This is a genomic window from Nostoc sp. DedQUE02 (assembly GCF_034531035.1).
GTDB lineage: Bacteria > Cyanobacteriota > Cyanobacteriia > Cyanobacteriales > Nostocaceae > Nostoc.
Genome location: NZ_JAVRBY020000018.1, coordinates 1 through 21,559, shown reverse-complemented (window position 1 = coordinate 21,559; position 21,559 = coordinate 1). Strand labels below are relative to the sequence as shown.

Genomic DNA, 21,559 nt, shown 5'->3' with positions numbered 1-21,559 from the left:
TATGAATTCTGAATCGATTTAGCGGATGAATAAACGGGTCTAAAACCCCCTCCAAATCGGAGATTTGGAGGTCTTCAATTCCTGCGCCGGTCTGAATCCCCGACTGATTAATTCTGACTGCTGAATTCTGACTTCTGAATTCTTCTTCAATTTTTTACCTCATATAGAGAGCCAGTGTTAAGAGCGTTGTCGCAACTGGCATCGCGCAGAGGCTCAGAGAAAGAAATAGCCTAGAGTTATCTGGAAGCTGTACCGCCAACAGTCATCATTCTCAGCAAAGGCCAATTTAAATCTTTCTCGGAGATTTCAGTCACATCTAGAGGCCAATCAATGTTAAAGAATGGGTCGTCATAGCGTAAACCTCTTTCATACCCTGGGGTGTAAAATTCACCCACTTGATATACAACTTCAGTCTCATCTGTGAGTGCTTGATAGCCGTGAGCAAACATTTCTGGAACATACAAAGCGCGGCGGTTTTCTGGGGTTAGCTCTACACCAATGTGTGATAAAAAGCTGGGAGATTCTGGACGCATATCAATAATTACGTCATAAATTGCACCTTTAATACAACGAATTAATTTTGTTTCTGCTGCTGGCAAAATTTGATAGTGCATTCCTCGGATAGTGCCTTTTTTGTAGTTAAAAGATAGGTTACATTGAGCAACTGTTGGCTTTAATCCGTGTGCTTCAAATTCTTGAGCGCAGAAAGACCGAGCAAAAAAACCACGGTGGTCTGGCTTTTCTTCTAAGTCAATAATGAATGCGTCTTTAAGTGCGGTTTCGGTGAAAATCATGGTGATTCTTTTGAAATGAATGTTGAGTAAAGAAAATATTTGCTATCTGCTTAGTATTTGCGCCAGAAAATAACAGTAATGAAGTGGATTTAATAACCTACAACCTCGTAAAGTGCGTTACATTGTTCCTGCTTTCGGGCACTCTACGAAAGGCTACTAAGTCGAAACTTTAACTGCATCTGATGCAGAACGTAACTCTGCTCTGGGATAAGTATCATCCCAATATTGGGTGCAGAGGTCTGGTCTTTCGGGAGGGTTAGCGGTGTAACAAAAGAATAGTGCTGACCGTTCTTCTGTGCGAACTGTGCCGTGATGCAAAGCATTTTTCGTATCTACAAGAATGACTGTACCTGCTGGGCCTGGACAGGATTTCCAAGCTGATTTGGGGATAACTGGTTTTACTTCTTCATCATCAATGCCCATATAGCCTGACTTCCAAAGTTTGTAGGAAAGCTGAATATAATTCCAACTAAATAAGGAAGTTAAAGAACGGGGAATATATTCAAAAGGCCCAGTTTTTTCTGCTACATCATTCAAGTAAATAAAGATTTTGATAATGCGACGATCTTCGGCATCGCTATGCCATAGCAGTGTACCAAACTGATGTTTGCTAGGAAAATCCTTGCGTAAATGTACACCATGAAAAGCAATAGGAAGACCAATATAATTTTCGATTATATTGAGCAGCCTTTTCTCCATCCCCCAGGCATAAAATTCTGGTAAACCTGTAACTGTGGAAATTTGTGGTAACTTTTCATCTAGATGGCCGTTGTTAGGATTTTCCATCTGAGACAATTGATTGTAAGCAGCTTTGAGCAGTTCTGAGCTAGAGTTAAACCCTAAATCTGCCAGTGTTGTGACGTAAACGCCATCTTTTTTGAGAGCATTAAGGATGTTGCGATCGCGCCCTTCCAATGCTGGCAGATTTCTGCTATGCTTCCAACGTGCTATGTAATATTCAAGGTCAGAAGATAGTGTAGATATTTTGCGTTTAATTACACTAAACATGTTGTAAATCCCTTCTAGTTTCGATGTACATTTATCGATAAATTAGTAGCTTATGGCTTATAGCCCCGCATTTCTTGAGTAGAGATTTTACTTGATTCTGCTAAACTCAATTCTTTAGAAACCATGACATCAAAAGCACATAAACCAACTAAAGCCAAAAATGGAACTACTGTCTTAATCGCGGACATAGGCCATCTTTTTAAAGCACCCAAGAAAACTTTCAAGTTGACTTCTTTACCGTTCTGCAAAAGCATCCGCCGACAAAACTGCTTAGAATATCCACTTTGCTCCAATTTCAAAATCACTTCGGGTATATGTTTGTATTGCATTAATAGTGCAGATTTTGGTTCTTTCTGCCAATAACTCACGCCAACAATACATTCTAAATAAGTTTCTTTAGTGACAATTACACGACCATTAGCAGCACAATATCCGGCTAAATATGCTAAAGATATCCAGTTATTCTCAGCATCTTGCCATTGTTGGAGAGCGCGTTTTACTAAATCAGTACGATAGATTGTAGCAGTCAGAAAAATGACTGCACCAATACTTTTTGAAAAACAATGTTCAAATATAGTTTTACCATCGCCATCAGCATCTTCACTATCTATATCAAACCAGCGATTACCAACAATTGTTGGTGGATGAACTGGTTCACCAGTAATTTGGTTGCGTCCAGAAAAATTGAGGAACAATAATGATAAATCTTCATGTTGTCTGAGTTTGTTAAAGACATAAACAATAGCTCTATCTTGAATTGGGTCATCATCCCCAATTGTCCAAACATATTTTGTTGTTGTAGAATTTAGGCAATACATAATATTTTTGACAACGCCTAAATTCTGAGGATTTTTATTTGATTTAAAGGTGATGTTGCTAAGTATTAATTGCCATTTTTGGATTACTTCCTGAGTATTATCTGTTGAACAATTATCAGAAACTAAAATTTCACAATCGTTTTCAAAACCTTTGATAGCTTGAGCTAACCATGCTAACTGTTTATCAAGTAATTCAGCACGATTATAAGTGGGTATAGCAATGGTCAACAATTTATGCATGGTAAGAAATAAGAATTAATCAAATTGATATATGAGTAGTTATCGCCAAGAAATAGTGTTAACAGTAACTTGGCAATTAATACACTAAGTTACAGGCTAGTCTCTAGTTGTTTGGGTGGAAAAAGAATAGTCCAAGCTGATATACTTAACAAGCGTAGGTAAGGAATAAATATCTTAATTGTCAAGAAAGGCCAACGTTTTAAAGCACCTAGTAAAATTTTTAAGTCAGTTTTTTGGTGAAAATTCTGCCAAATCATTTTCTGACAAAATTTATGAGGATATCCTGCCTTTAGTAGTTTTATGTAAACTTCAGGTATGTACGCATATCGCATTCTAAAGTTCCATGTTGGGTCAAGATCCAAAAGACTAGCGCCCATAGTACATTCTAAATAAGTATCTTTAGTGATGATCACACTTCCATGAGCAGCACAAAATGCAGTCCAATATGCTTGAGATGCCCAATTACTAGTAGCAGATGGCCACTTTTGTAAAGCGCGTTGTACTAAATCTGTGCGATAAATTGCTGCTGATATAAAAAGTACACCACCAAAATTTTCGTTGAGATAACTTTGAAACACAGTTTTACCATCAACTCTTAACTCATCGTTATCGCTATTCAACCAGCGTTCTACAACAAGTTGACCTGTTCGTTTTTGACGACCGGAGAAGTTTAAAAACATTAATGCTAAATCTGAATGTTTTTTTAGTGTTGTTAACACATAATCTAAGCTTCTCTCCTGAATTGGATCGTCATCTCCAATTGTCCAAACATATTTGCTAGTTGGGGCTTTTAAACAACAAGCAATATTACCCATTACCCCGATATTTTCACTATTTTTGTTTGACGTAAATTTTACATTGCTGAGAATTATCTGCCACTTTTTAATTATTTCTTGGGTATTATCTGTGGAGCAATTATCAGAAATAAAAATTTCACAGTCAGACTCAAAGCCTTTAATAGATTTGGCTAACCAAGTAAGTTGTTTGTCTAAAAGCTGGGCACGATTGAATGTAGGAATGGCAATAGTAAGCAGTTTATTCATATTAAAACCAACGCTCTAGTTAACAAGAATCACGATTAACAGCAGCTTGGCAATTACAAAGCTGCTTTTAAGTTTAATTTTTGCGATTGAAGGACAAAGATTTTATCAGATGTACGCCTTTTAATTACTTGTTAAATATTGTCTAATCTCACAATAATTAACTAATTAGTAACAAAAGGCATCTTTTGCTTATATTTAGTAATTACGACGCTATTAAAAGTCTATCCGGAATAGGACAGGGATAAATTTTTACTTCAGGAATTGGCACTACAAACTGTCCGCCCCATTCACCAATAAATGCCATTTGCTCCATAACTTCCTCCTTAAGATTCCAAGGTAAAATTAGGATATAATCTGGTTTAGTTTCACGTATTTTATCTGGCTCAAAGATAGGAATATGAGTTCCAGGTAGAAATAAACCTTGTTTATAGGGATTGCAATCTACTGTGTAATCGATAAAATCTTTCCCAATTCCACAGTAATTAAGTAATGTATTGCCTTTAGCTGGTGCGCCATAACCAGCGATTGATTTACCTTCTGCTTTCGCGGTTAATAAGAAACTTAATAGCTTATGCTTTGTTTCTTTGACTTTTTCTCCAAATGTAATGTAAGTCTCTATGCGATGCAGTCCAGCAGCAATTTCTTTGGCTTTCAAATGGCTAACTCGGTCACTAACACTGAGATGATCGGCGTAGTCATGTTTGGCATAAATTCTTAGTGAACCGCCATGAGTTGATAATTCTTCTACATCAAAAAGCTGCAAGTTGTGCGCTGCAAAAATCTTTTCGATAGTCAGGAATGAGAAGTAAGAAAAATGCTCATGATAAATCGTATCAAACTGATTTTCTTGAATCAGTCTTAAAATGTGAGGAAACTCCATCGTCAAAATGCCATTAGGTTTGAGGATGAGTTTCATCCCAGCGATGAAATCGTTTAAATCCGGTACATGAGCTAAAACATTATTACCGATCAAAAGGTCAGCTAGTTTTCCTTGTATCACGAGTTCTTTGGCAGTTTCAACTCCAAAAAACTTGTTGATACTAGGAATTCCTCTGTCTTCAGCAACTTTGGCGATATTTGCGGCTGGTTCTATTCCTAAAACGGGGATTCCTTTTTCTAAAAAGTATTGCAGTAAGTAGCCGTCGTTACTAGCAATTTCAATAACTTGATTATGATGATTAAAGCCAAACTTTTCTACCATCATATCGGTGTAGGCTTTGGCATGTTTTAGCCAACTTACTGAATAGGAAGAAAAGTAAGCATAGTCACTAAAAATGTGATCTGGAGTTTCAAACTGTTCTAATTGAACTAAGAGAGTGTCTTCAGAGACATAAGCGTGGAGAGGATAAAATTTTTCGGCATTATTTAGCTGCTCTGCTCTAAGATAAGCATTGGCTAAAGGTGACATTCCTAGATCAATAAAGGTTTGATGCAGAGGTAGACCACTAAAACGACATTTTGCGATCGCCATAAACTTCAACTCACTGATTGCAAATAATTTGATGGAGAAAATAAGTCGAAAAAAACTTTTTTGGGCTGCTATTAGTATGTATATCTCTTTCATGGGTTCGGAGTTTGCACTTGATTGCTAAAGCATAAACTCCGAACAATCCAGATGATTAAATTCTTGATTTACATACTAATAGCCAATAGCTACTTTTTATTCCAGAAGAAATTTTTGTCAATTTGCTCGGTACGAATTAGATACTCTAATTGTTTTAAGCGAGTAAATCCTCTAAACAAGAAAGTATCTTCAGCCATGTGTATTTGACTAAATAAATCAAATAGCTGTTGAGCACCAAGTTGGGCATTCCAATCACATTTAAATCCAGGTAGGATTGTGTTGATTTTCTCGAAGGATACGCGATAGCTGCGGTTATCTGCGCCATTATCACCAAAGGACAATTTACAATCAGGGAAAATATCAGCAATAATTTCCGCGATTTCTTTGACGCGATAATTATTCGCTGTATCTCCGACATTGAAGATTTGGTTATGTACAATGTCCCGTGGTGCTTCTAAGGTGCAGACTATTGCTTTGCAAATATCCAATGCGTGGACTAATGGCCGCCAAGGTGTACCATCACTAATCATTTTGATTTGTTTGCTAGTCCATGCCAACCCTGCTAAGTTGTTTAAAACAATATCAAAGCGCATTCTGGGAGAAGCACCAAAGGCTGTAGCATTCCGCATAAAGGTGGGAGAGAAGTCATCGTCAGCAAGTGGTGCGACATCTCTTTCTACGAGAGTTTTGCATTCTGCGTAGGCTGTTTGGGGATTAACTGGGGATTCTTCTGTGACATCACCTGCGGTAGCAACACCGTAGACGCTGCACGAAGACATATATACGAAGCGACGCACACCCATAGCCTTAGCCAGACTAGCTAGACGAACTGAACCTACATGATTAATTTCATAGGTAATATTTGGTGCTAATTGTCCGGCTGGGTCGTTGGAGAGTTCCGCCATGTGAACTATTGCTTCAATACCTTCCAAATCATCAGGGGTGATGTTGCGGATATCTTTGTTGAGGGTTTTGGGTGTCACCCCATTAGCGTTGTATAGCCAACCAACTTTATAGAACCCGGTATCTAGACCAATAACTTCATGTCCCCGTTCAATTAACAGAGGTGGTAATAGTGAACCTAAATAGCCTTCTGTGCCAGTTACTAATATTTTCATTGTGGTTAATTCCTTTGTATTGATGAGTTAAATTAGGGGCGCACAGATGTTCGCCCTATTGGGTGTTGCATCCAAGAGGGAACCGCTATATTTTTCGTTTGTATGCAATCTTGACCTCTCTTCAAACCTCTCTCCGAAGCGGAGAGAGGCTTTGAATCTTGCTCCCCTTACCTTGTAGGGAAGAGGTTGGGGGTTAGGTCATTAGACTCAACCCAGAAGCGCTATCTATATATCGGCTAACACTCATTACACAGTTTGCCGACTAACCCATTGGGTAGCAGCGCTATATAGCGGTTCTTAATTGATGCACTACACTTTTATTCTTGTGGGATGGATATCTTACCCGTCCCTTGTATTTCCAAGTTGGCAAAGATGCCCACTATACAAGATTCATCCCTTAATTCAGTAGTCCCGGAAATAATAACTATGATATCTATGCAGTGACTACACTTTCTAGATGCGAAAGTTGGGGAATTTCTGCCACAAGCGCTTTGCCGATTTCTAGAGAAGATGTGGCCGCAGGAGAAGGAGCATTGCAAACATGAATCGAGTTTTGACCAGAAACAATCAAAAAGTCGTCTACAAGCTTGCCATCGTTCATTAAGGCTTGAGCGCGAACTCCTGCATGGGTGGGAACTAAGTCTTCTGCTTGGACTTCGGGAATTAGTTTTTGCAAACTTCTGGTGAAGGCTGCTTTGCTAAAGGAACGAATGATTTCTTGGATGCCTTCATCAGCGTGTTTGGCTGCTAACTTCCAAAAACCGGGATAGGTGATGACTTCCAGAAAATCCCGTAAATCAAAGTCGGTTTTTTTGTAACCTTCGCGTTTGAGCGATAGAACGGCGTTTGGCCCTGCATGGACGCTACCATCAATCATCCGGGTAAAGTGGACACCCAGGAAGGGAAAATCTGGATTGGGTACTGGATAAATTAGTGTTTTGACTAGATGGCGTTTTTCTGGGGTGAGTTCGTAATATTCTCCCCGGAATGGGACAATTTTGGCTTGGGGTTCAACTTGACCTAGTTTGGCGGTGCGATCGCTATGCAATCCAGTACAATTAATTACAAAGCGGGTTTCAAAGTTACCTTTGTTTGTTTCCAATACCTGATTTTTACCACTTGGAGAGATTTTCAGGACTTTTGTATTCAGGTGCAAATCCCCGCCCTGCTGTTGAATTAGCTGGGCATATTTCAAACAGACTTGCTTGTAATTAACAATGCCAGTTGAGAATACCCGAATTCCACCTACACATTTTACGTGAGGTTCAATTTCCTTGACTTCTTCGGGGCTGATTCTCTGGACTCCTATGCCATTGTCTAAGCCGCGTTGGTAGAGATTTTCTAAGCGTGGTAGTTCTTGTTTTTCAGTTGCAACAATTACCTTACCACAAACTTCATGGTCAATTCCATGCTCTTGGCAAAATTCTACCATTGAACGAGAACCATCACGACAAAATTTAGCTTTGAAACTCCCTGGCTTGTAGTAAATACCAGAATGAATCACCCCGCTATTATTGCCAGTTTGGTGAAATGCCCATTGGCTCTCTTTTTCTAGTACTAAAATACGCGCATTGGGATAGCGTTTTCCTAAAGCCAACGCTGTCGAGAGTCCAACTATTCCCCCACCGATAATCGCAAAATCATACATTAGTATTATCGCACTTCAAATTACAGTAAATCTATAAAGTTATTTGGGATTGGATACTGGGTACTGGGTACTGGGTAAGAAAATATGAGTAAGATTTGGTTTGGATATGAATCTTCATTCAAATCTTCCCAATCCCCAGTCCCCTTACCATACCTTCCAAGGAGCTTGGTTGTTTTTCCACAGTCCTTCGAGATAGTTTTTATCGCGTAAAGTATCCATTGGTTGCCAAAATCCATCATGCTTGAAAGCTGATAGCTGTTCCATATCAGCTAGCTTTTCTAATGGCTCTTGTTCCCATACCGTAGAGTCATCAGCAATTAAGTTGATTACTTCTGGTTCTAACACAAAATAACCGCCATTAATCCAAGCACCATCACCTTCTGGTTTTTCCCGAAAGCTGGTGATTTTGGTTTGCTCATGTCCTAAAGAAATAGCACCAAAACGTCCGGCTGGCTGAACGGCTGTAAGTGTTCCTAAGCTATTTTGTTGTTTGTGAAAGTTAACTAGCTCGGTGATATTAATATTACTGACACCATCGCCATAAGTAAAGCAAAAAGTTTCATTACCAAGATGTTCGCTGATTCGCTTTAAGCGTCCGCCTGTCATTGTATTATCACCCGTATTGACTAAGGTGACACGCCAGGGTTCAGCATAACCAGAATGCACGTTCATCTGGTTAAATCGCATATCAAAGGTAACATCTGACATGTGTAAAAAGTAGTTAGCAAAATACTCTTTAATTATGTAACCTTTGTAACCACAACAAATAATAAAGTCATTAATGCCGTGGGCTGAGTAAGTTTTCATTATGTGCCAGAGAATTGGCTTACCACCAATTTCAACCATCGGCTTGGGTCTAACACTGGTTTCTTCACTGAGGCGTGTACCAAGACCTCCAGCCAAAATCACCGCTTTCATGCAATTACCTCGGAGATTTGTAGGGATATGATTATTCGACTTTTTCGAGATGAAGAGGATGCACTTAAAGGGAGAAAAATGTATTTCTGATTTCTGTTTCTCCGTCAATAATCTAACTGTAATTTCCGGTGAAATTATAAAGGTAAGATAAATTAAAATCTTTTCTATATAAAAGCTCTATGAATATCTATAAATACAGAAAAAAATTACATCAATAAAAGCAAAATATCACCTATAAAATAACTAGGGCTAGCTGGCGCTAACCCTAGTCAGGCTTGATTTTTTTCGATTCAAACCAATAATATGCTAGTAACAAAACTTACTTGTTTCTAGTTAGTTTTTTCCCTATTACTTGAGCCTTGAAATAAAGGATCGCATTTGTTTTCGATGACTACACACATATTACTGAGTGCTTGTTGATAATTATCCATGTCATCTTGCTCAAGAAATATTTTGGCAGATGCCTGTATATCTTCGACAGCTTTCGCCTGGTTTTTGTTAGATTCCCTACCGCCATATTGCGCTAGTTCATAGCGAACCATACCTCGTTTGAGATATGCTTTTGCTAGTCTGGGGCTTAGGGTTAATGCTTGGTTAAAGTCAGCGATCGCTTGGTTATATTCTTGCTCATAATTGCTGCTATATTGAGCAATTTGATAATAGACAACACCTCGCTGAAAGTAAGCTTCAGCTTTGGATAGATTAAGTTTTATGGCGTGAGTAAAATCTGCGATCGCTTTTTTGTAAGCTTGTTGAGATTCTCCACTGTATTTGGCCATTTGGGCGCGGACAATCCCTCGTCTGATATAAGCTTCGATTTCATTATTATCCAGACCGATGGCTCGATTATAATCTGCGATCGCTTGGTTATATTCTTTATCAGGATCATTGCTATATTCAGCAAGCATATAGCGGGCATTGCCCCGATTTACCAGAGCTTTGATTTGATTAGGATTGATTTTCAGAGCTTGGCTATAATCTACTACTGCTCCTTCGTAGTCTTTCAGGTTATAGCGGGCATTGCCCCGATTTACAATTGCTCTGGCATGTGTGGGTTCTTGTTCAATTGCTTCGCTAAAGTTGACAATTGCTTTGTCATAGTCTCGATCTTTATAAGCAATATAACCTTGCTCATAAGAATCAGCGAAGCTGAGTTTGTTATTTGTCTTGGGAGATTTGATTGTTTGCTGGGTGTAAGCGTTTTGGGAAACCAACGGCTGAGTAAATTTAATCATTAAGTCCGCATATCCCAATAAACCAAAACCTAGTAAGCAACAAATAATTGGGTACAACTTTGATTTTTTGGAAGGTTTATAAGATGTACCATTGGGGGTAATTATTGGTTGCCAATAATTAGCTAGCTGCGGTGACATCCCTCGCTGTGGAAAATGCGGGGTCTGAGTGTAGCGCTTTCTCGGTTTGATTCGCGGTTGTAAATGTTCTCTAGCTTCTATAGCCCGATGTGATGGAAAGGGGTCGCGTCCACCTAATCGCACGGTACGTTCACACCACGGACAGCTACGCATGTGGTTGTTGTAGCGATGCTGGGGATTTGTCGTGCAGGTAATCAGGGAATCTTCGGCTTCAGCGATGGCTGAGAGCCAAGTTTGGGCACTGGGACGCAGTTGGGGGTTGCTGTGACCCTCTTCAAAACAACGAATGAATAGTTCTTGTAGGCTGGGATGAAGAATTTCCCAAGGGGGTGCAATAGGTGTTGGCAGGTAGGGTACGTAGCGCTTTTGGCTGTAAGTGAAATGACCCGATGCAATGCGAGCTTCGTAGGGTGGTGGTTCAATCGCACCTTGAAAAATCCCCGAAAATGGGTGCGTGCCTTCCATTAAGAGTTGAAATACCAGCACCGCTAACCCAAATAAATCGTGAGAGATTTCGCGATCGTGCTGGGCAAAAGTTTTATTCTGTAGTTCTGGTGGCGTAAACTCTGGTTTTCCTACTAGGCAACGATGGACAAGATTATTATTTAAGTCGGGTACTTGGAAAGAATCTGTGTCTATCAAAGTCACCAGTGCGGTGTCACTGACGAGGATATTGGACTCGTTCACATCACCAATACAATATCCACTGGCGTGCAAAGCTGCAAAAGCCGCCGCCAGGTTACGAGCCGTGCGGAGCAGGTACTGATAGTTGAATAGGGGGCAGTGTTGGCGACGGGTTCTGGGGTTGTAAAAGTCGATGATTGGACGCATCCCCTGAATACGGGGCATCAAAAACCCTAGAACGCTATTTTTGCCATCTGCCGCCCGTAATAAATCCTCTGGCCAAGCGATAGAGATATGCCCTAAACTTGCTGTAGGGTTTTCTGGCGGGTTGGCAAGCATCGCCTGGAGTTTATCAGCATGGGCAGTGGTTGGTTTGTGATAAATCTTCGCCACTAAGTCGTTATCGGATGGCACTGCATAAACGCAAGCTTCACCGCCACGTCCCAAACTGACATTGAGACTGAGGATTTCTTTTCTAGGGGAACAACGTAGTACCTGCATAATGAAATTACCGCTAACGGGAGTTATTTTAAGATGTGAAACCTGTAGATTTATTGCTTACGAGTCGTTGAATGCGGCTATAATAAGTGTTAAATCATCATCGGTGCGTTGCGTAATCCGCTCTGAGCGTAAAAATTTTACTAACTGCTCCTTGGCTACTGTCTTATCCTCGGTATTGGCTACAAATTCAAACAGGGGAAAAAAGAACGGTTTGTGAGGTTCGCCAACAACCATATTTAAGGCCAGCATTTGTAGTCCGTCGGTGATGATACCAACATTTACTATGTCTGTGCGCCATAATCTCATCTGCGCTGTTTCTAAAGCGCTGGGCGAAGTTAAAAAAGTGGTTTGGTTGATGTATTCACCGCTATCAGGCATAGTTAATGCCAGTAGGTTGCCCAGATGATCTTTTGCTACTGCCAAACCATCACCTATCTGTACCACAGCGACAACTTCTGGTGTGGCTACCAGCATAATTAAGGTAGTTGCTAAATCTTGAGGCTGTTTGTCAGAAGTAGCTGCCTCAGCTTCCACAGCGTTTTTGGCGGCTAATATGGCATCATTTAAAAGCGATCGCACATAAGCATCATCACTCAAACTTTTTCGAGTCAGCCCTTTAGTGGAAATGTTTTCTATTGCTGTCTCCACAGCAACCATCGCTCCCACCTTCCCAAGACTTGCAGAACCTGCGCCATCTGCCGCCGCCGCCACTAAAACATTATCTGACAATATCTGCCAATGATGAGCATCCTGACATAATTGATTGTTTTTTAAGTGACTTGTACCACATACAGACGCAGCCACAATCCGCCATTGAGCAATCTGTTTTGATATGTTCATATATTTTTGCTAGCAGCCAGCTGTGTAAACATCAAGCTGCAATTTTAATTAAACAGTCCCCCAACCAATCGGCGGTAGTGCTACCTGTTCGTCCACTTGGGAATGAGAAACAGCTGACATACTTGTTGAGAGCCAAACAAACATCTCAATAAAATTTAATCCTTTGAGCTTTAGAGGAGTACGTACAGTTATTTGATTTAAACGCGTCATATTCGCATTTTCTACACCCACTGTAAAAAATGCTACACGCTTGTTTGCTTCATCTCCCTGTAGGCGCTGTGATGCTTGCTCTACCACATGCTCTAACTCGCCTTGTGGTTCTCCATCCGTAATCATAAATACCCAAGGACGATAGTAAGCAATCCCATTGGCACGATACTGAGATTTCCGCTCTTGAATTATGTCCAAAGCTTTATGAATTCCCGCACCCATCGTAGTCAAGCCCTGTGCTGTCAAAATCGGCGGATTGAATTGATCGGCAGTCACAAAGTCTTGTACTACATTAATATTACTATCAAAAGTGACGATCGCCACTTCCACCCGTCTTGCAGCTAAGGAGTTTTTGACTAATTCATCCTTTAAGCTTAGTAAACCTTGATTTAAAGCTTCAATCGGATCTCCTTGCATCGACCCAGATGTGTCTAGTAAAAGTACACAAGGACAACGTGGTTCTGGGTTCTCAGCAAATTCTACTACTTCATCAAGTCTTAATGTATCATGCATAACTTTTTGTGTTATGTTAAAATTCAAAGCTTTATTTCCCTTTGCTCAGAGTATATAATTCCAGCCGCTTCGGCGACTTATAGAATATAGTGTCTAGTGGTAGATGCTCTAATCTTTATTAAACAAATTATTTTCATGAAGTTCTCTATATATTTAAGATGAACTTGAGTACAGTTTAGTTTAGCAAAAAAGAGTTTATCAAAACCCAGCGTTACCTGTTGTAATGGATCTACCAAAAATTTATATCCCTTAAACCTACAGTACAATAAATACGTAAACTTTCCTAGATAAGTTTTTAAAGATTTTATGTAGAAGAATCGTTCCTTTAAAGAAAAGTTATTCACCATAATTAAGCTCATTAACTTTAGAAGTATAGCAGTGTAACTACGCGAACATAGAATCAAATTTACCTCTAGAAGTAAGTGGGCATAAATAAACTTCATTATTAAGGTCTTCATCCAAGAGTTGTCAGTGGTGAGTAAAGCCTAGAAGCAACTAACATCTACTGTTAATCTAGCCATGATAATGGTTTGCTTTTATTCCTACTCACTCCTTGTTTTTTAAGATAAATTAAGTAGGACGTGCCCAATGTAACAAATTGGTGATAAAACTTATAGTTTTTAATATATGTACATATTTTTAAAGAAATAATTTGTGCTTAGAGAAATATTACAAAGAAGAAAATAATTCATAGCTGATATTTTCATCTACAAATGTTCGGTTGTTGATTCCGCAAAAAACTTGAAAAATATGAATAACTCAGGTACATTCACCAAACTACGTCCTCTAAGTTTATTAAGACAATTATCCAATTGCTCCGACAGTACTTATTTACAAGTATTGAGTAATTCAGTTTCTTGGGCGATTTACTTAGAACAGGGAAAAATAACTTACGCTACCCATTCAGTGGAACCTTTTGATCGACTAGAACGCCATTTGCGTCGTCTTAGCCACCAAATTCCGCTCCTTAGCAATGAGGTTCGTGTTCAAGTAAGGCTGATGTTTGAACCTGATTCACACAGTCAGTTAATCGAAGATGAAAATAATTCCAGAAGCCATCCTCCTGAATATCAGGCTATATCCTGGCTGGTTAGTCAACAACATCTACATTCTACACAAGCAGCAGTGCTGGTTCAAGAATTAGTTAAAGATGTGATTGAATCATTTTTACTCATTCAAGAAGGTACTTATGAATTAGTAGAGCCACTTAATAGAATGCCTAAAATTTGCCGCCTAGATGTAGAAAAAATTTTAGAACGTTGCCAAGCAAGATTACAGAGTTGGCAGGCTTTTGTTCCTCAAATTTCTTCTCCATATCAACGTCCATACCTGTTGATGAACAGCAAAATTGAGAACCAAGATTTACCAAAACTTCAGCCAGATTTAACTAATTGGATGAAGGGTTTTAGCCTGTGTCATCTAGCTGCAATTTTGAATCAAGATGAGATCCAATTGGCTCGCAATTTATACCCTTACATCCTTAAGGGTACGATTATCTTGCATGAACCCGATCCACCATTTGATAAATTACCAAGGATTTTTGAAGAGCGAGTTCTACGACCGGCTACGCCTACGCTTTTCTCAAAATTAATTCCAGAGTTAGTTGACACGAAAGAAAAACCAACTATTAGTGTTAACTCTTACCCAAGTATTTCTGAAGAAAATATAGCCCCTGTTCAGCAATTACCACAGATTTCTAGCCCTTTAGAAGAAAACATTCAGGAACCAACAATATCAAATAACATAAATTCTGCCTCCCAAAGAGTAACGGCTGCTACTGTAACGGCACAAAAAGTCCACAAAATTGTTTCTGTAGATGATAGCCCGACAATTCTTAAAGAAATCAGTTATTTCTTAGAAAATGAAAATTTTTCTGTAGTGACTATCAATGATCCACTAAAAGCTGTTTTGTCAATTATAAGGCACAAACCAGACTTAATTTTGCTAGATTTAAATATGCTAGGAATTGATGGTTATGAGTTGTGTCGGATTATACGAAATAATTCCATATTTAAAAAGACTCCGATCATCTTTGTCACTGGGAGTAAAGGAATTGTAGACAAAGTAAAAGCGAAATTGGTCGGGGCATCTGGATATCTGACTAAACCGTTTACCCGCGCCGAATTACTGAAAATAGTTTTCATGCATTTGGCTTAAATTAACGATAAATCTAACGACTTTGAGGTAGTGAGGATAAATCAATATGGCAATATTTTGAGTTGTCGAAGATGCTCCTTCTCAGTTGGAGTTAATCAATAGTTTTTTAAGAGACAGTGGACACAGGGTAATTAAAGCTTAGTTAGCACAAGAGGTACTAACACCAATTAATGCACTGTGTCACCGCCAACAGATCCGATCAGTTGATTTAACAGGATTATTGGTATCAGTTAAAGTTCGTTTATCGAGTCGTTGTTTGTAATCGTAATAAAATAAGATTTACATTGCAAATGAACAAAATTTAGATTAGATTGGCCATTCTTTTGATATTGTGCAGGCAGATTTCAGCAAAATTGCCCGATAATTTTTGTGGTGAATGCTTTCGAGGCAGTTTTAGCAATATTTTTCGGCTTAAACAGGGCAAATTTACCTCTATTGAGTACTACAATACAATGCAATTACACTACAAAAAGAGTGAAGCAGAATTTTTGTAGTGTATTTAAGAAAATATTATTTATCAGGTTTGATCGAGTTTTGAAGATTCAAGCTCTGCGATCGCTAATGCTGTTAACTTCTTTGCAGGATTAAAAAACTCGTGGCAATAAGCAGGCTAGTGTATCTAGTTGCCTCAAACATATCTCCCACATTCACAGAAGCTAAGACACCAAGAAAAGATTAGCAACAAAGGTTGTTCTGTCAGTCTAACGTAGTAGGATTGTTCAAGTGAAAGGGTACGCCTTGCGGGATGAGTAGCCATCGATCGCTAGTAGACACCCTAAAATAAGAGCAAAAGACGATTCCTAAAACAAGCACACTCCATGCGTATTTCTCTAAATTGGCTGCGCGAACTAGTAGAGATAAAACTTAGTCCAGAAGAATTAGCCGAAACCCTGACAATGGCGGGGTTTGAGGTTGAAGAGATTGAAGACCGCCGCACTTGGGCAAATGGCGTGGTGATCGGCAAAGTGCTTGAGCGTCAACCCCATCCCAATGCCGATAAATTGAGTGTTTGCCAAGTGGATATCGGTACAGGTGAAACTTTAAATATTGTCTGTGGCGCTGCCAATGTGAAGGCAGATATCTATGTGCCTGTGGCAACTACGGGTACTTACTTACCTAAAATTGATTTAAAAATTAAACCTGCAAAACTCCGTGGTGTCCCATCTCAGGGGATGATTTGTTCTTTAAAGGAACTCGGTTTGCCCACCGATGTAGACGGAATCCATATTTTTACCCAGGAAAATTTACCGTTGGGTAGTGATGTGCGTCCATTGTTGGGTTTAGATGATGTAATTTTAGACTTAACTGCAACTGCCAATCGCGCTGATGCCCTAAGTATGGTAGGTGTAGCCAGAGAAGTAGCAGCTTTAACTGGTGGAAAGTTGAGCATTCCTGAACCTGCTGAAGTATCTATTCCCAAAAATGCCGGAAATTTAGCTTTAAAAATTGCCGATACCCAAGCTTGTCCTGCATATATCGGTACGGTAATTGAACAGGTGAAAATTGCTCCATCTCCCGAATGGTTGCAACAGCGTTTGCGGGCGGCTGGGGTACGTCCTATTAGTAATGTGGTGGATATTACTAACTACGTTTTGTTGGAATGGGGACAACCACTGCACGCCTTTGATGGCGATCGCCTAAAATCTGTTGCAAATAGCGAAAATTTAACAATTGGTGTTCGCTTCGTCAATAATGGAGAATCGCTCAAAACCCTGGATGGACAAACTCGCACCCTATCAACCCAAAATTTGTTAATCACCGCTAACGAAAAACCCGTTGCCCTGGCGGGAGTCATGGGTGGAGAAGAAACAGAAGTCCATCAAGGTACTCAAAGTCTAGTTTTAGAAGCAGCTTTATTTGATTCCGTGGCAATTCGCCGTTCTTCCCGCAGTGTTGGGTTAAGAAGTGAGGCTTCTGGCAGATACGAACGGGGAATTAACCGAGCTGAGTTGGAAATAGCCAATCGCCGCGCCTTATCCTTAATTAGCGAATTAGCGAGTGGAATTATAGTCCAGCAAGAAATTGCCGACACCCGCCCCGACCCGTCTACCTGGAGTCGTTCTATCACCCTGCGTTTAGAACGAGTTAATCAGATATTGGGGCCGATAGATTTAGGAGAAGACACAGGTGAACTGCAAAAACAAGACGTTGAGCGCATCCTAACTGCATTAGGATGTCAGTTAACTTCTTCAAGAGAAGATAGCAGCCATCAACCTACGTGGTCAGTTTCCGTACCGCCTTATCGTTACCGCGACTTAGAGCGCGAAATTGATTTAATTGAAGAAATCGCCCGTCTTTATGGTTACAACAAATTCTGCGATACCTTACCAGAAAAAGCGGAAGCTGGCTATCTGCCTTTAGATGAGGAAGTGATTCGCAAATTACGAGCTTTCCTCCGGGCTGAAGGATTGACAGAATTAATTCACTATTCTTTAGTCAAACCAGGAGAAGACAGAAATATAGTCCTGTCCAATCCCTTATTTGTCGAATATTCAGCGCTGCGAACCGATTTGATATCTGGATTAATTGATGCTTTTCAATATAATTTAGAGCAGGGTAATGGTGCGCTCAACGGCTTTGAAATCGGGCAGATTTTCTGGCGAGAAGAAGAAGGTTTGCAAGAAACAGAAGCCCTGGCGGGAATTATCGGAGGCGATCGCACCCTTGGTAAATGGTCAAAAAGTGGACGCGAAGAACCCATCACCTGGTTTGAAGCCAAAGGTATTTTAGAAAGTGTATTTCGGCAACTGAGTTTGCAAATCGAATTTCAACCTGATCGCCGCGACGATCGCTTACATCCAGGACGCACCGCTTCCCTGTGGATTCGGGGTAACAGACTGGGCATTTTTGGGCAACTCCATCCCCAACTGCGGCGAGAAAAAGGTTTACCAGATTCCGTTTATGTTTTTCAGTTGGATCTAGATGTGCTTTTAGATTCTCTGGGAGAAGATGAAGTTCTCATTCCCACATTCCAGCCTTATTCTACCTATCCAGCTAGCGATCGCGACATCGCCTTTTTCGCACCCGTGAAAATCTCAGTTTCCGAAATTGAAAAAGTAATTACCAAAGCGGGTAAAGATTTGCTCGAATCTGTGGAATTATTTGATGAATATCGGGGTGAAAATGTCCCCGAAGGACAACGGAGTTTAGCATTCCGGTTAATTTATCGGGCTAGCGATCGTACTTTGACTGAGGCTGAAGTTGAACCAGTACACAATAAAGTCCGCGAAGCCTTGGTGGAAAAATTCGGCGTGAACTTGAGAAGTTAGAAGTTATATAAAGTTGGTGCTCAGATCCCCGACTTTTTGAAGAAGTCGGGGATCTAAATCCCGCTTAGGAACTTCCAAATAAAAAAATATCTAATTAATTCTTGTGGGGTGGGCGTCTCGCCCGCCCAGTCCATAGGGCGGGCAAAATGCCCACCCCACAATATTGGATAATTTATTTCTTGGAGTTCCCTTAAGTAAGTGCCATTCGCCAGTAGGGTGCGTTATGGGCACGCCGAAATAACAAATGAGTACGCCGAAATAGCAAATGAGTACTCCGAAATAGCAAATGAGTACGCCGAAATAACAAATGAGTACGCCGAAATAACAAATGGGTACGCCGAAATAGCAAATGCGTAGGCGTAGCCCATCGGTGAGATTTTAAGATAAATTGCCTTTTGTCAATCAGTTAAAATACTCAAAATCTCCTTAATAATAATTGTGTATGGGTAGACGGGGAGGAGGCGATCGCATCTAATAACACTAATCCCAGTTACTTAAATAAGTAATATTACATCCATACTACTAATCAACAGTATTAACTGTATAGTTAGCTCCGATGCGACTAGTAAAAAAATAATTTTTCGGTAATAAATTATGATAGATTTTATCGCTATTACTTCAGTGATTGCTCCCATAATTAAAAAACATGCTCCTCAAATTCAAAAATCTGCTTTACAAGCTGGTCAACTAATCATCAAACAAGCTCAAAAAAACGAAGCTGTTATCAAAATTTTACAAGAATTAAAACTCAATCCTACGCAAATTCCTGATGATGTTGATACTGTTTATGTTCACGCTCTAGTAAAATATGGAGTATTTAAGCCAGAAGCAATTTTAAACCTGTTTAAAGAGAAAGTAATTAAAGATTATTTTTGGGATGCTTACAGTAATAATGATCCTGTTAAATTTAAAGATAAAACAAAAGAATTTATTCATCAAAATAACGAACTAAAAACCCAGATAATCGATGCTAAAATTAACTTTTTGGGTGAATTAGAAGAATTTGGTGAAGTTTTTATTACAATCGCTAAACAAACGAGAGCATCACGATATCAGCCTTATCCAGATTGGAATTTAGATGTTTATCCCAAAGAGTTTAAAGCCTTAATGTTTGAAAAAACTCGCTTATTTTGCGGTCGTGATTTTGTGTTCAAGGCTATTCAAAAATTCTTTACCACTCAACCCAAAGGTTATTTTACTGTGGTTGGGGATGCAGGGATGGGTAAAAGTGCGATCGCTGCTAAATATGTTTTAGCTACTAAGGTTCCTTGTTATTTTAATGTTTTCGCAGAAGGACGCAACAAACCAGAAAAATTTTTAGCAAGTATTCGTCAACAGTTAATTAAGCGTTATTCCCTCCAAAATGCTGAAAATGCCGATTTAAGGACTTTATTGCAAAAAGCCAGTGAAGAACTAAAAGGACAAAAACTTGTCATTGTTGTTGATGCACTAGATGAAGTAGAACAAGAAGGAAATAGTAATCTTTTAGATTTACCACAAAATCTTCCCGATGGAGTCTATTTTTTACTGACTAGAAGACCTTATAACCAAAAAACAAAACGTTTAAATTTGTCTCCAGATACTCCTGTAGATGAATTAGATTTGACAAAAAGTGATTTTACAGTTTTGAATCGAGAAGATGTCAAAGAGTATATTTACTTGTTTTTGCAGAACGATCATAAATTAAGAATTTGGATTAATGAGCGCAATATTTCAGAGGATAATTTTACTCAGGAAATAGCTGTAAAGAGTGAAAATAATTTTATATATTTGCGCTATCTGTTACCCGGAATCTCTGAAGGTAAATATAATGATTTAACTTTAAAAGGATTACCACAAGGTCTTCATGATTATTATACGAGTTATTGGAATCGGATAGGGATGGATAATGAATCCAATGAAAAGAAGGTAAAAATACTGTACATATTGGTAGAAAGAGGTGAGCCAATATCTCTAAATATGATTGCAGAAATTCTTGATGAGGATGAATATGATGTGAAATCGGTGTTAAATGATTGGATTGAGTATGTAACACCGAAAGTACATGAAGAAGAACGAAAAACTTACTATAGTATTTATCATCGTAGTTTTCTGGAATTTCTCAAAGGACAAGATAAATTCGATAACAATCGAAAACTGTTTAGAGAGGTTAATAAGAGTATGGCTAATTATATGGCAAAGGAGATAGCATAAAATGGGCGGACTTGCCAATAAATTAGCCTTAAAAACTGATGAATTTAAAAGTTTATTTCTAGGCCAGTATCCTGAAAAACAATTAAAGGCGGGGAACTCAGTAATTTATTATCAAACTCTCACTGATTTTGATTTTATTTCTTTAAAAAATCAATATTCCAAATTTGGAATAGAAGCCCTAGTTAGGGATTATGCCTTAATTGAAGAACCGGAAATATTAGAGAAGTTAGAAGAAGACGAAAAACTAGAAACCGAACAAGTCAAAACCCTGAAATTCATTCAACGTGCGCTACAGTTATCAGCCCATGTTTTGAATAAAGACCAAACCCAATTAGTAGGACAATTATGGGGAAGGTTGCAGAGTTTTCCCCAACCAGAAATTCAGCAAATTTTGGCAGATGCAGCACAAAGTAAAAGTGAAATTCCTAGATTTCGCCCCATTACAGCCAGCTTAACCACTCCAGGCGGCAGCTTACTACGTACCCTGACTGGTCATAACGGCTCGGTAAGTGCAGTAGCCATCGCCCCAGATGGAAAAACAGCCGTTTCTGCTTCACATGACAACACCCTCAAACAGTGGGATCTACAGACAGGAAAGGAAATCTCTACCCTAACTGGTCATAACGACTCGGTAAGTGCAGTAGCCATCGCCCCAGATGGAAAAACAGCCGTTTCTGCTTCACATGACAACACCCTCAAACAGAGATCGGAAGAGACTCGTGTAGAGA

14 protein-coding genes and 1 pseudogene are annotated in these 21,559 nt (G+C 39.4%); 4 read left to right on the top strand and 11 right to left on the bottom strand.

The features are described 5' to 3' along the window. Window positions 1-236: 236 nt before the first annotated feature. From rfbC to RMX98_RS16000, 11 genes are all read right to left on the bottom strand, one after another. Window positions 237-794, bottom strand: coding sequence for a dTDP-4-dehydrorhamnose 3,5-epimerase (gene rfbC / locus RMX98_RS16050; protein WP_322676335.1), 558 nt, complete (start codon window positions 792-794; stop codon window positions 237-239). A 156-nt stretch (window positions 795-950) separates the two neighbouring features. Then, window positions 951-1,802 carry a phytanoyl-CoA dioxygenase gene (locus RMX98_RS16045; RefSeq protein WP_322676336.1) on the bottom strand — a complete coding sequence of 284 codons (852 nt, stop codon included), beginning with the start codon at window positions 1,800-1,802 and terminating at the stop codon, window positions 951-953. A 50-nt stretch (window positions 1,803-1,852) separates the two neighbouring features. Continuing rightward, a complete protein-coding gene (locus RMX98_RS16040; RefSeq protein ID WP_322676337.1) occupies window positions 1,853-2,860 on the bottom strand; it encodes a glycosyltransferase family 2 protein in 1,008 nt (335 codons plus the stop codon). 89 nt (window positions 2,861-2,949) lie between these two features. Further along, window positions 2,950-3,903 (bottom strand): glycosyltransferase family 2 protein, encoded by a 954-nt coding sequence (locus RMX98_RS16035; protein ID WP_322676338.1) that lies wholly within the window; start codon window positions 3,901-3,903, stop codon window positions 2,950-2,952. A gap of 202 nt (window positions 3,904-4,105) precedes the next feature. Next, window positions 4,106-5,374: a class I SAM-dependent methyltransferase gene (locus tag RMX98_RS16030; RefSeq protein ID WP_322676339.1), complete on the bottom strand. Its 1,269-nt coding sequence runs from the start codon at window positions 5,372-5,374 to the stop codon at window positions 4,106-4,108. Window positions 5,375-5,556: 182 nt separating this feature from the next. Further along, window positions 5,557-6,585 (bottom strand): SDR family oxidoreductase, encoded by a 1,029-nt coding sequence (locus RMX98_RS16025; protein ID WP_322676340.1) that lies wholly within the window; start codon window positions 6,583-6,585, stop codon window positions 5,557-5,559. Between the two features lie 433 nt (window positions 6,586-7,018). Further along, complete coding sequence (gene lhgO, locus RMX98_RS16020) at window positions 7,019-8,233, bottom strand: L-2-hydroxyglutarate oxidase (protein WP_322676341.1); 1,215 nt, start codon at window positions 8,231-8,233, stop codon at window positions 7,019-7,021. A gap of 144 nt (window positions 8,234-8,377) precedes the next feature. Further along, window positions 8,378-9,151 carry a glucose-1-phosphate cytidylyltransferase gene (gene rfbF / locus RMX98_RS16015; RefSeq protein WP_322676342.1) on the bottom strand — a complete coding sequence of 258 codons (774 nt, stop codon included), beginning with the start codon at window positions 9,149-9,151 and terminating at the stop codon, window positions 8,378-8,380. Window positions 9,152-9,480: 329 nt separating this feature from the next. Continuing rightward, the gene (locus tag RMX98_RS16010; RefSeq protein ID WP_322676343.1) at window positions 9,481-11,649 is read right to left on the bottom strand and encodes a tetratricopeptide repeat protein; all 2,169 of its coding nucleotides are present in this window, start codon (window positions 11,647-11,649) and stop codon (window positions 9,481-9,483) included. A 57-nt stretch (window positions 11,650-11,706) separates the two neighbouring features. After that, complete coding sequence (locus tag RMX98_RS16005; RefSeq protein WP_322676344.1) at window positions 11,707-12,489, bottom strand: PP2C family serine/threonine-protein phosphatase; 783 nt, start codon at window positions 12,487-12,489, stop codon at window positions 11,707-11,709. A gap of 48 nt (window positions 12,490-12,537) precedes the next feature. After that, entirely contained in the window at window positions 12,538-13,212 is a 675-nt protein-coding gene (locus RMX98_RS16000; protein ID WP_190894050.1) for a vWA domain-containing protein, read from the bottom strand. Between the two features lie 750 nt (window positions 13,213-13,962). On the opposite strand from RMX98_RS16000, the gene RMX98_RS15995 reads away from it, so the two are divergent. The 4 genes and pseudogenes from RMX98_RS15995 to RMX98_RS15980 all read left to right on the top strand — a co-directional run. Then, entirely contained in the window at window positions 13,963-15,369 is a 1,407-nt protein-coding gene (locus tag RMX98_RS15995; protein ID WP_322676345.1) for a response regulator, read from the top strand. A gap of 818 nt (window positions 15,370-16,187) precedes the next feature. Beyond that, the gene (pheT, locus tag RMX98_RS15990; RefSeq protein ID WP_322676346.1) at window positions 16,188-18,638 is read left to right on the top strand and encodes a phenylalanine--tRNA ligase subunit beta; all 2,451 of its coding nucleotides are present in this window, start codon (window positions 16,188-16,190) and stop codon (window positions 18,636-18,638) included. A 594-nt stretch (window positions 18,639-19,232) separates the two neighbouring features. Beyond that, the gene (locus RMX98_RS15985; RefSeq protein WP_322679922.1) at window positions 19,233-20,831 is read left to right on the top strand and encodes an AAA family ATPase; all 1,599 of its coding nucleotides are present in this window, start codon (window positions 19,233-19,235) and stop codon (window positions 20,829-20,831) included. 1 nt (window position 20,832) lies between these two features. After that, window positions 20,833-21,559 (top strand): annotated as a pseudogene (locus RMX98_RS15980) (WD40 repeat domain-containing protein); the annotation flags it as partial.

Bases quoted from the DNA above. Each gene is read 5' to 3' on its own strand.
- RMX98_RS16040 (WP_322676337.1), bottom strand. From the start codon at position 2,860: ATGCATAAATTGTTGACCATTGCTATACCCACTTATAATCGTGCTGAA.
- pheT (WP_322676346.1), top strand. From the start codon at position 16,188: ATGCGTATTTCTCTAAATTGGCTGCGCGAACTAGTAGAGATAAAACTT.
- RMX98_RS16035 (WP_322676338.1), bottom strand. From the start codon at position 3,903: ATGAATAAACTGCTTACTATTGCCATTCCTACATTCAATCGTGCCCAG.
- rfbF (WP_322676342.1), bottom strand. From the start codon at position 9,151: ATGAAAGCGGTGATTTTGGCTGGAGGTCTTGGTACACGCCTCAGTGAA.
- RMX98_RS15995 (WP_322676345.1), top strand. From the start codon at position 13,963: ATGAATAACTCAGGTACATTCACCAAACTACGTCCTCTAAGTTTATTA.
- RMX98_RS16005 (WP_322676344.1), bottom strand. From the start codon at position 12,489: ATGAACATATCAAAACAGATTGCTCAATGGCGGATTGTGGCTGCGTCT.
- RMX98_RS16025 (WP_322676340.1), bottom strand. From the start codon at position 6,585: ATGAAAATATTAGTAACTGGCACAGAAGGCTATTTAGGTTCACTATTA.
- lhgO (WP_322676341.1), bottom strand. From the start codon at position 8,233: ATGTATGATTTTGCGATTATCGGTGGGGGAATAGTTGGACTCTCGACA.
- RMX98_RS15985 (WP_322679922.1), top strand. From the start codon at position 19,233: ATGATAGATTTTATCGCTATTACTTCAGTGATTGCTCCCATAATTAAA.
- RMX98_RS16030 (WP_322676339.1), bottom strand. From the start codon at position 5,374: ATGGCGATCGCAAAATGTCGTTTTAGTGGTCTACCTCTGCATCAAACC.
- rfbC (WP_322676335.1), bottom strand. From the start codon at position 794: ATGATTTTCACCGAAACCGCACTTAAAGACGCATTCATTATTGACTTA.
- RMX98_RS16045 (WP_322676336.1), bottom strand. From the start codon at position 1,802: ATGTTTAGTGTAATTAAACGCAAAATATCTACACTATCTTCTGACCTT.
- RMX98_RS16000 (WP_190894050.1), bottom strand. From the start codon at position 13,212: ATGCATGATACATTAAGACTTGATGAAGTAGTAGAATTTGCTGAGAAC.
- RMX98_RS16010 (WP_322676343.1), bottom strand. From the start codon at position 11,649: ATGCAGGTACTACGTTGTTCCCCTAGAAAAGAAATCCTCAGTCTCAAT.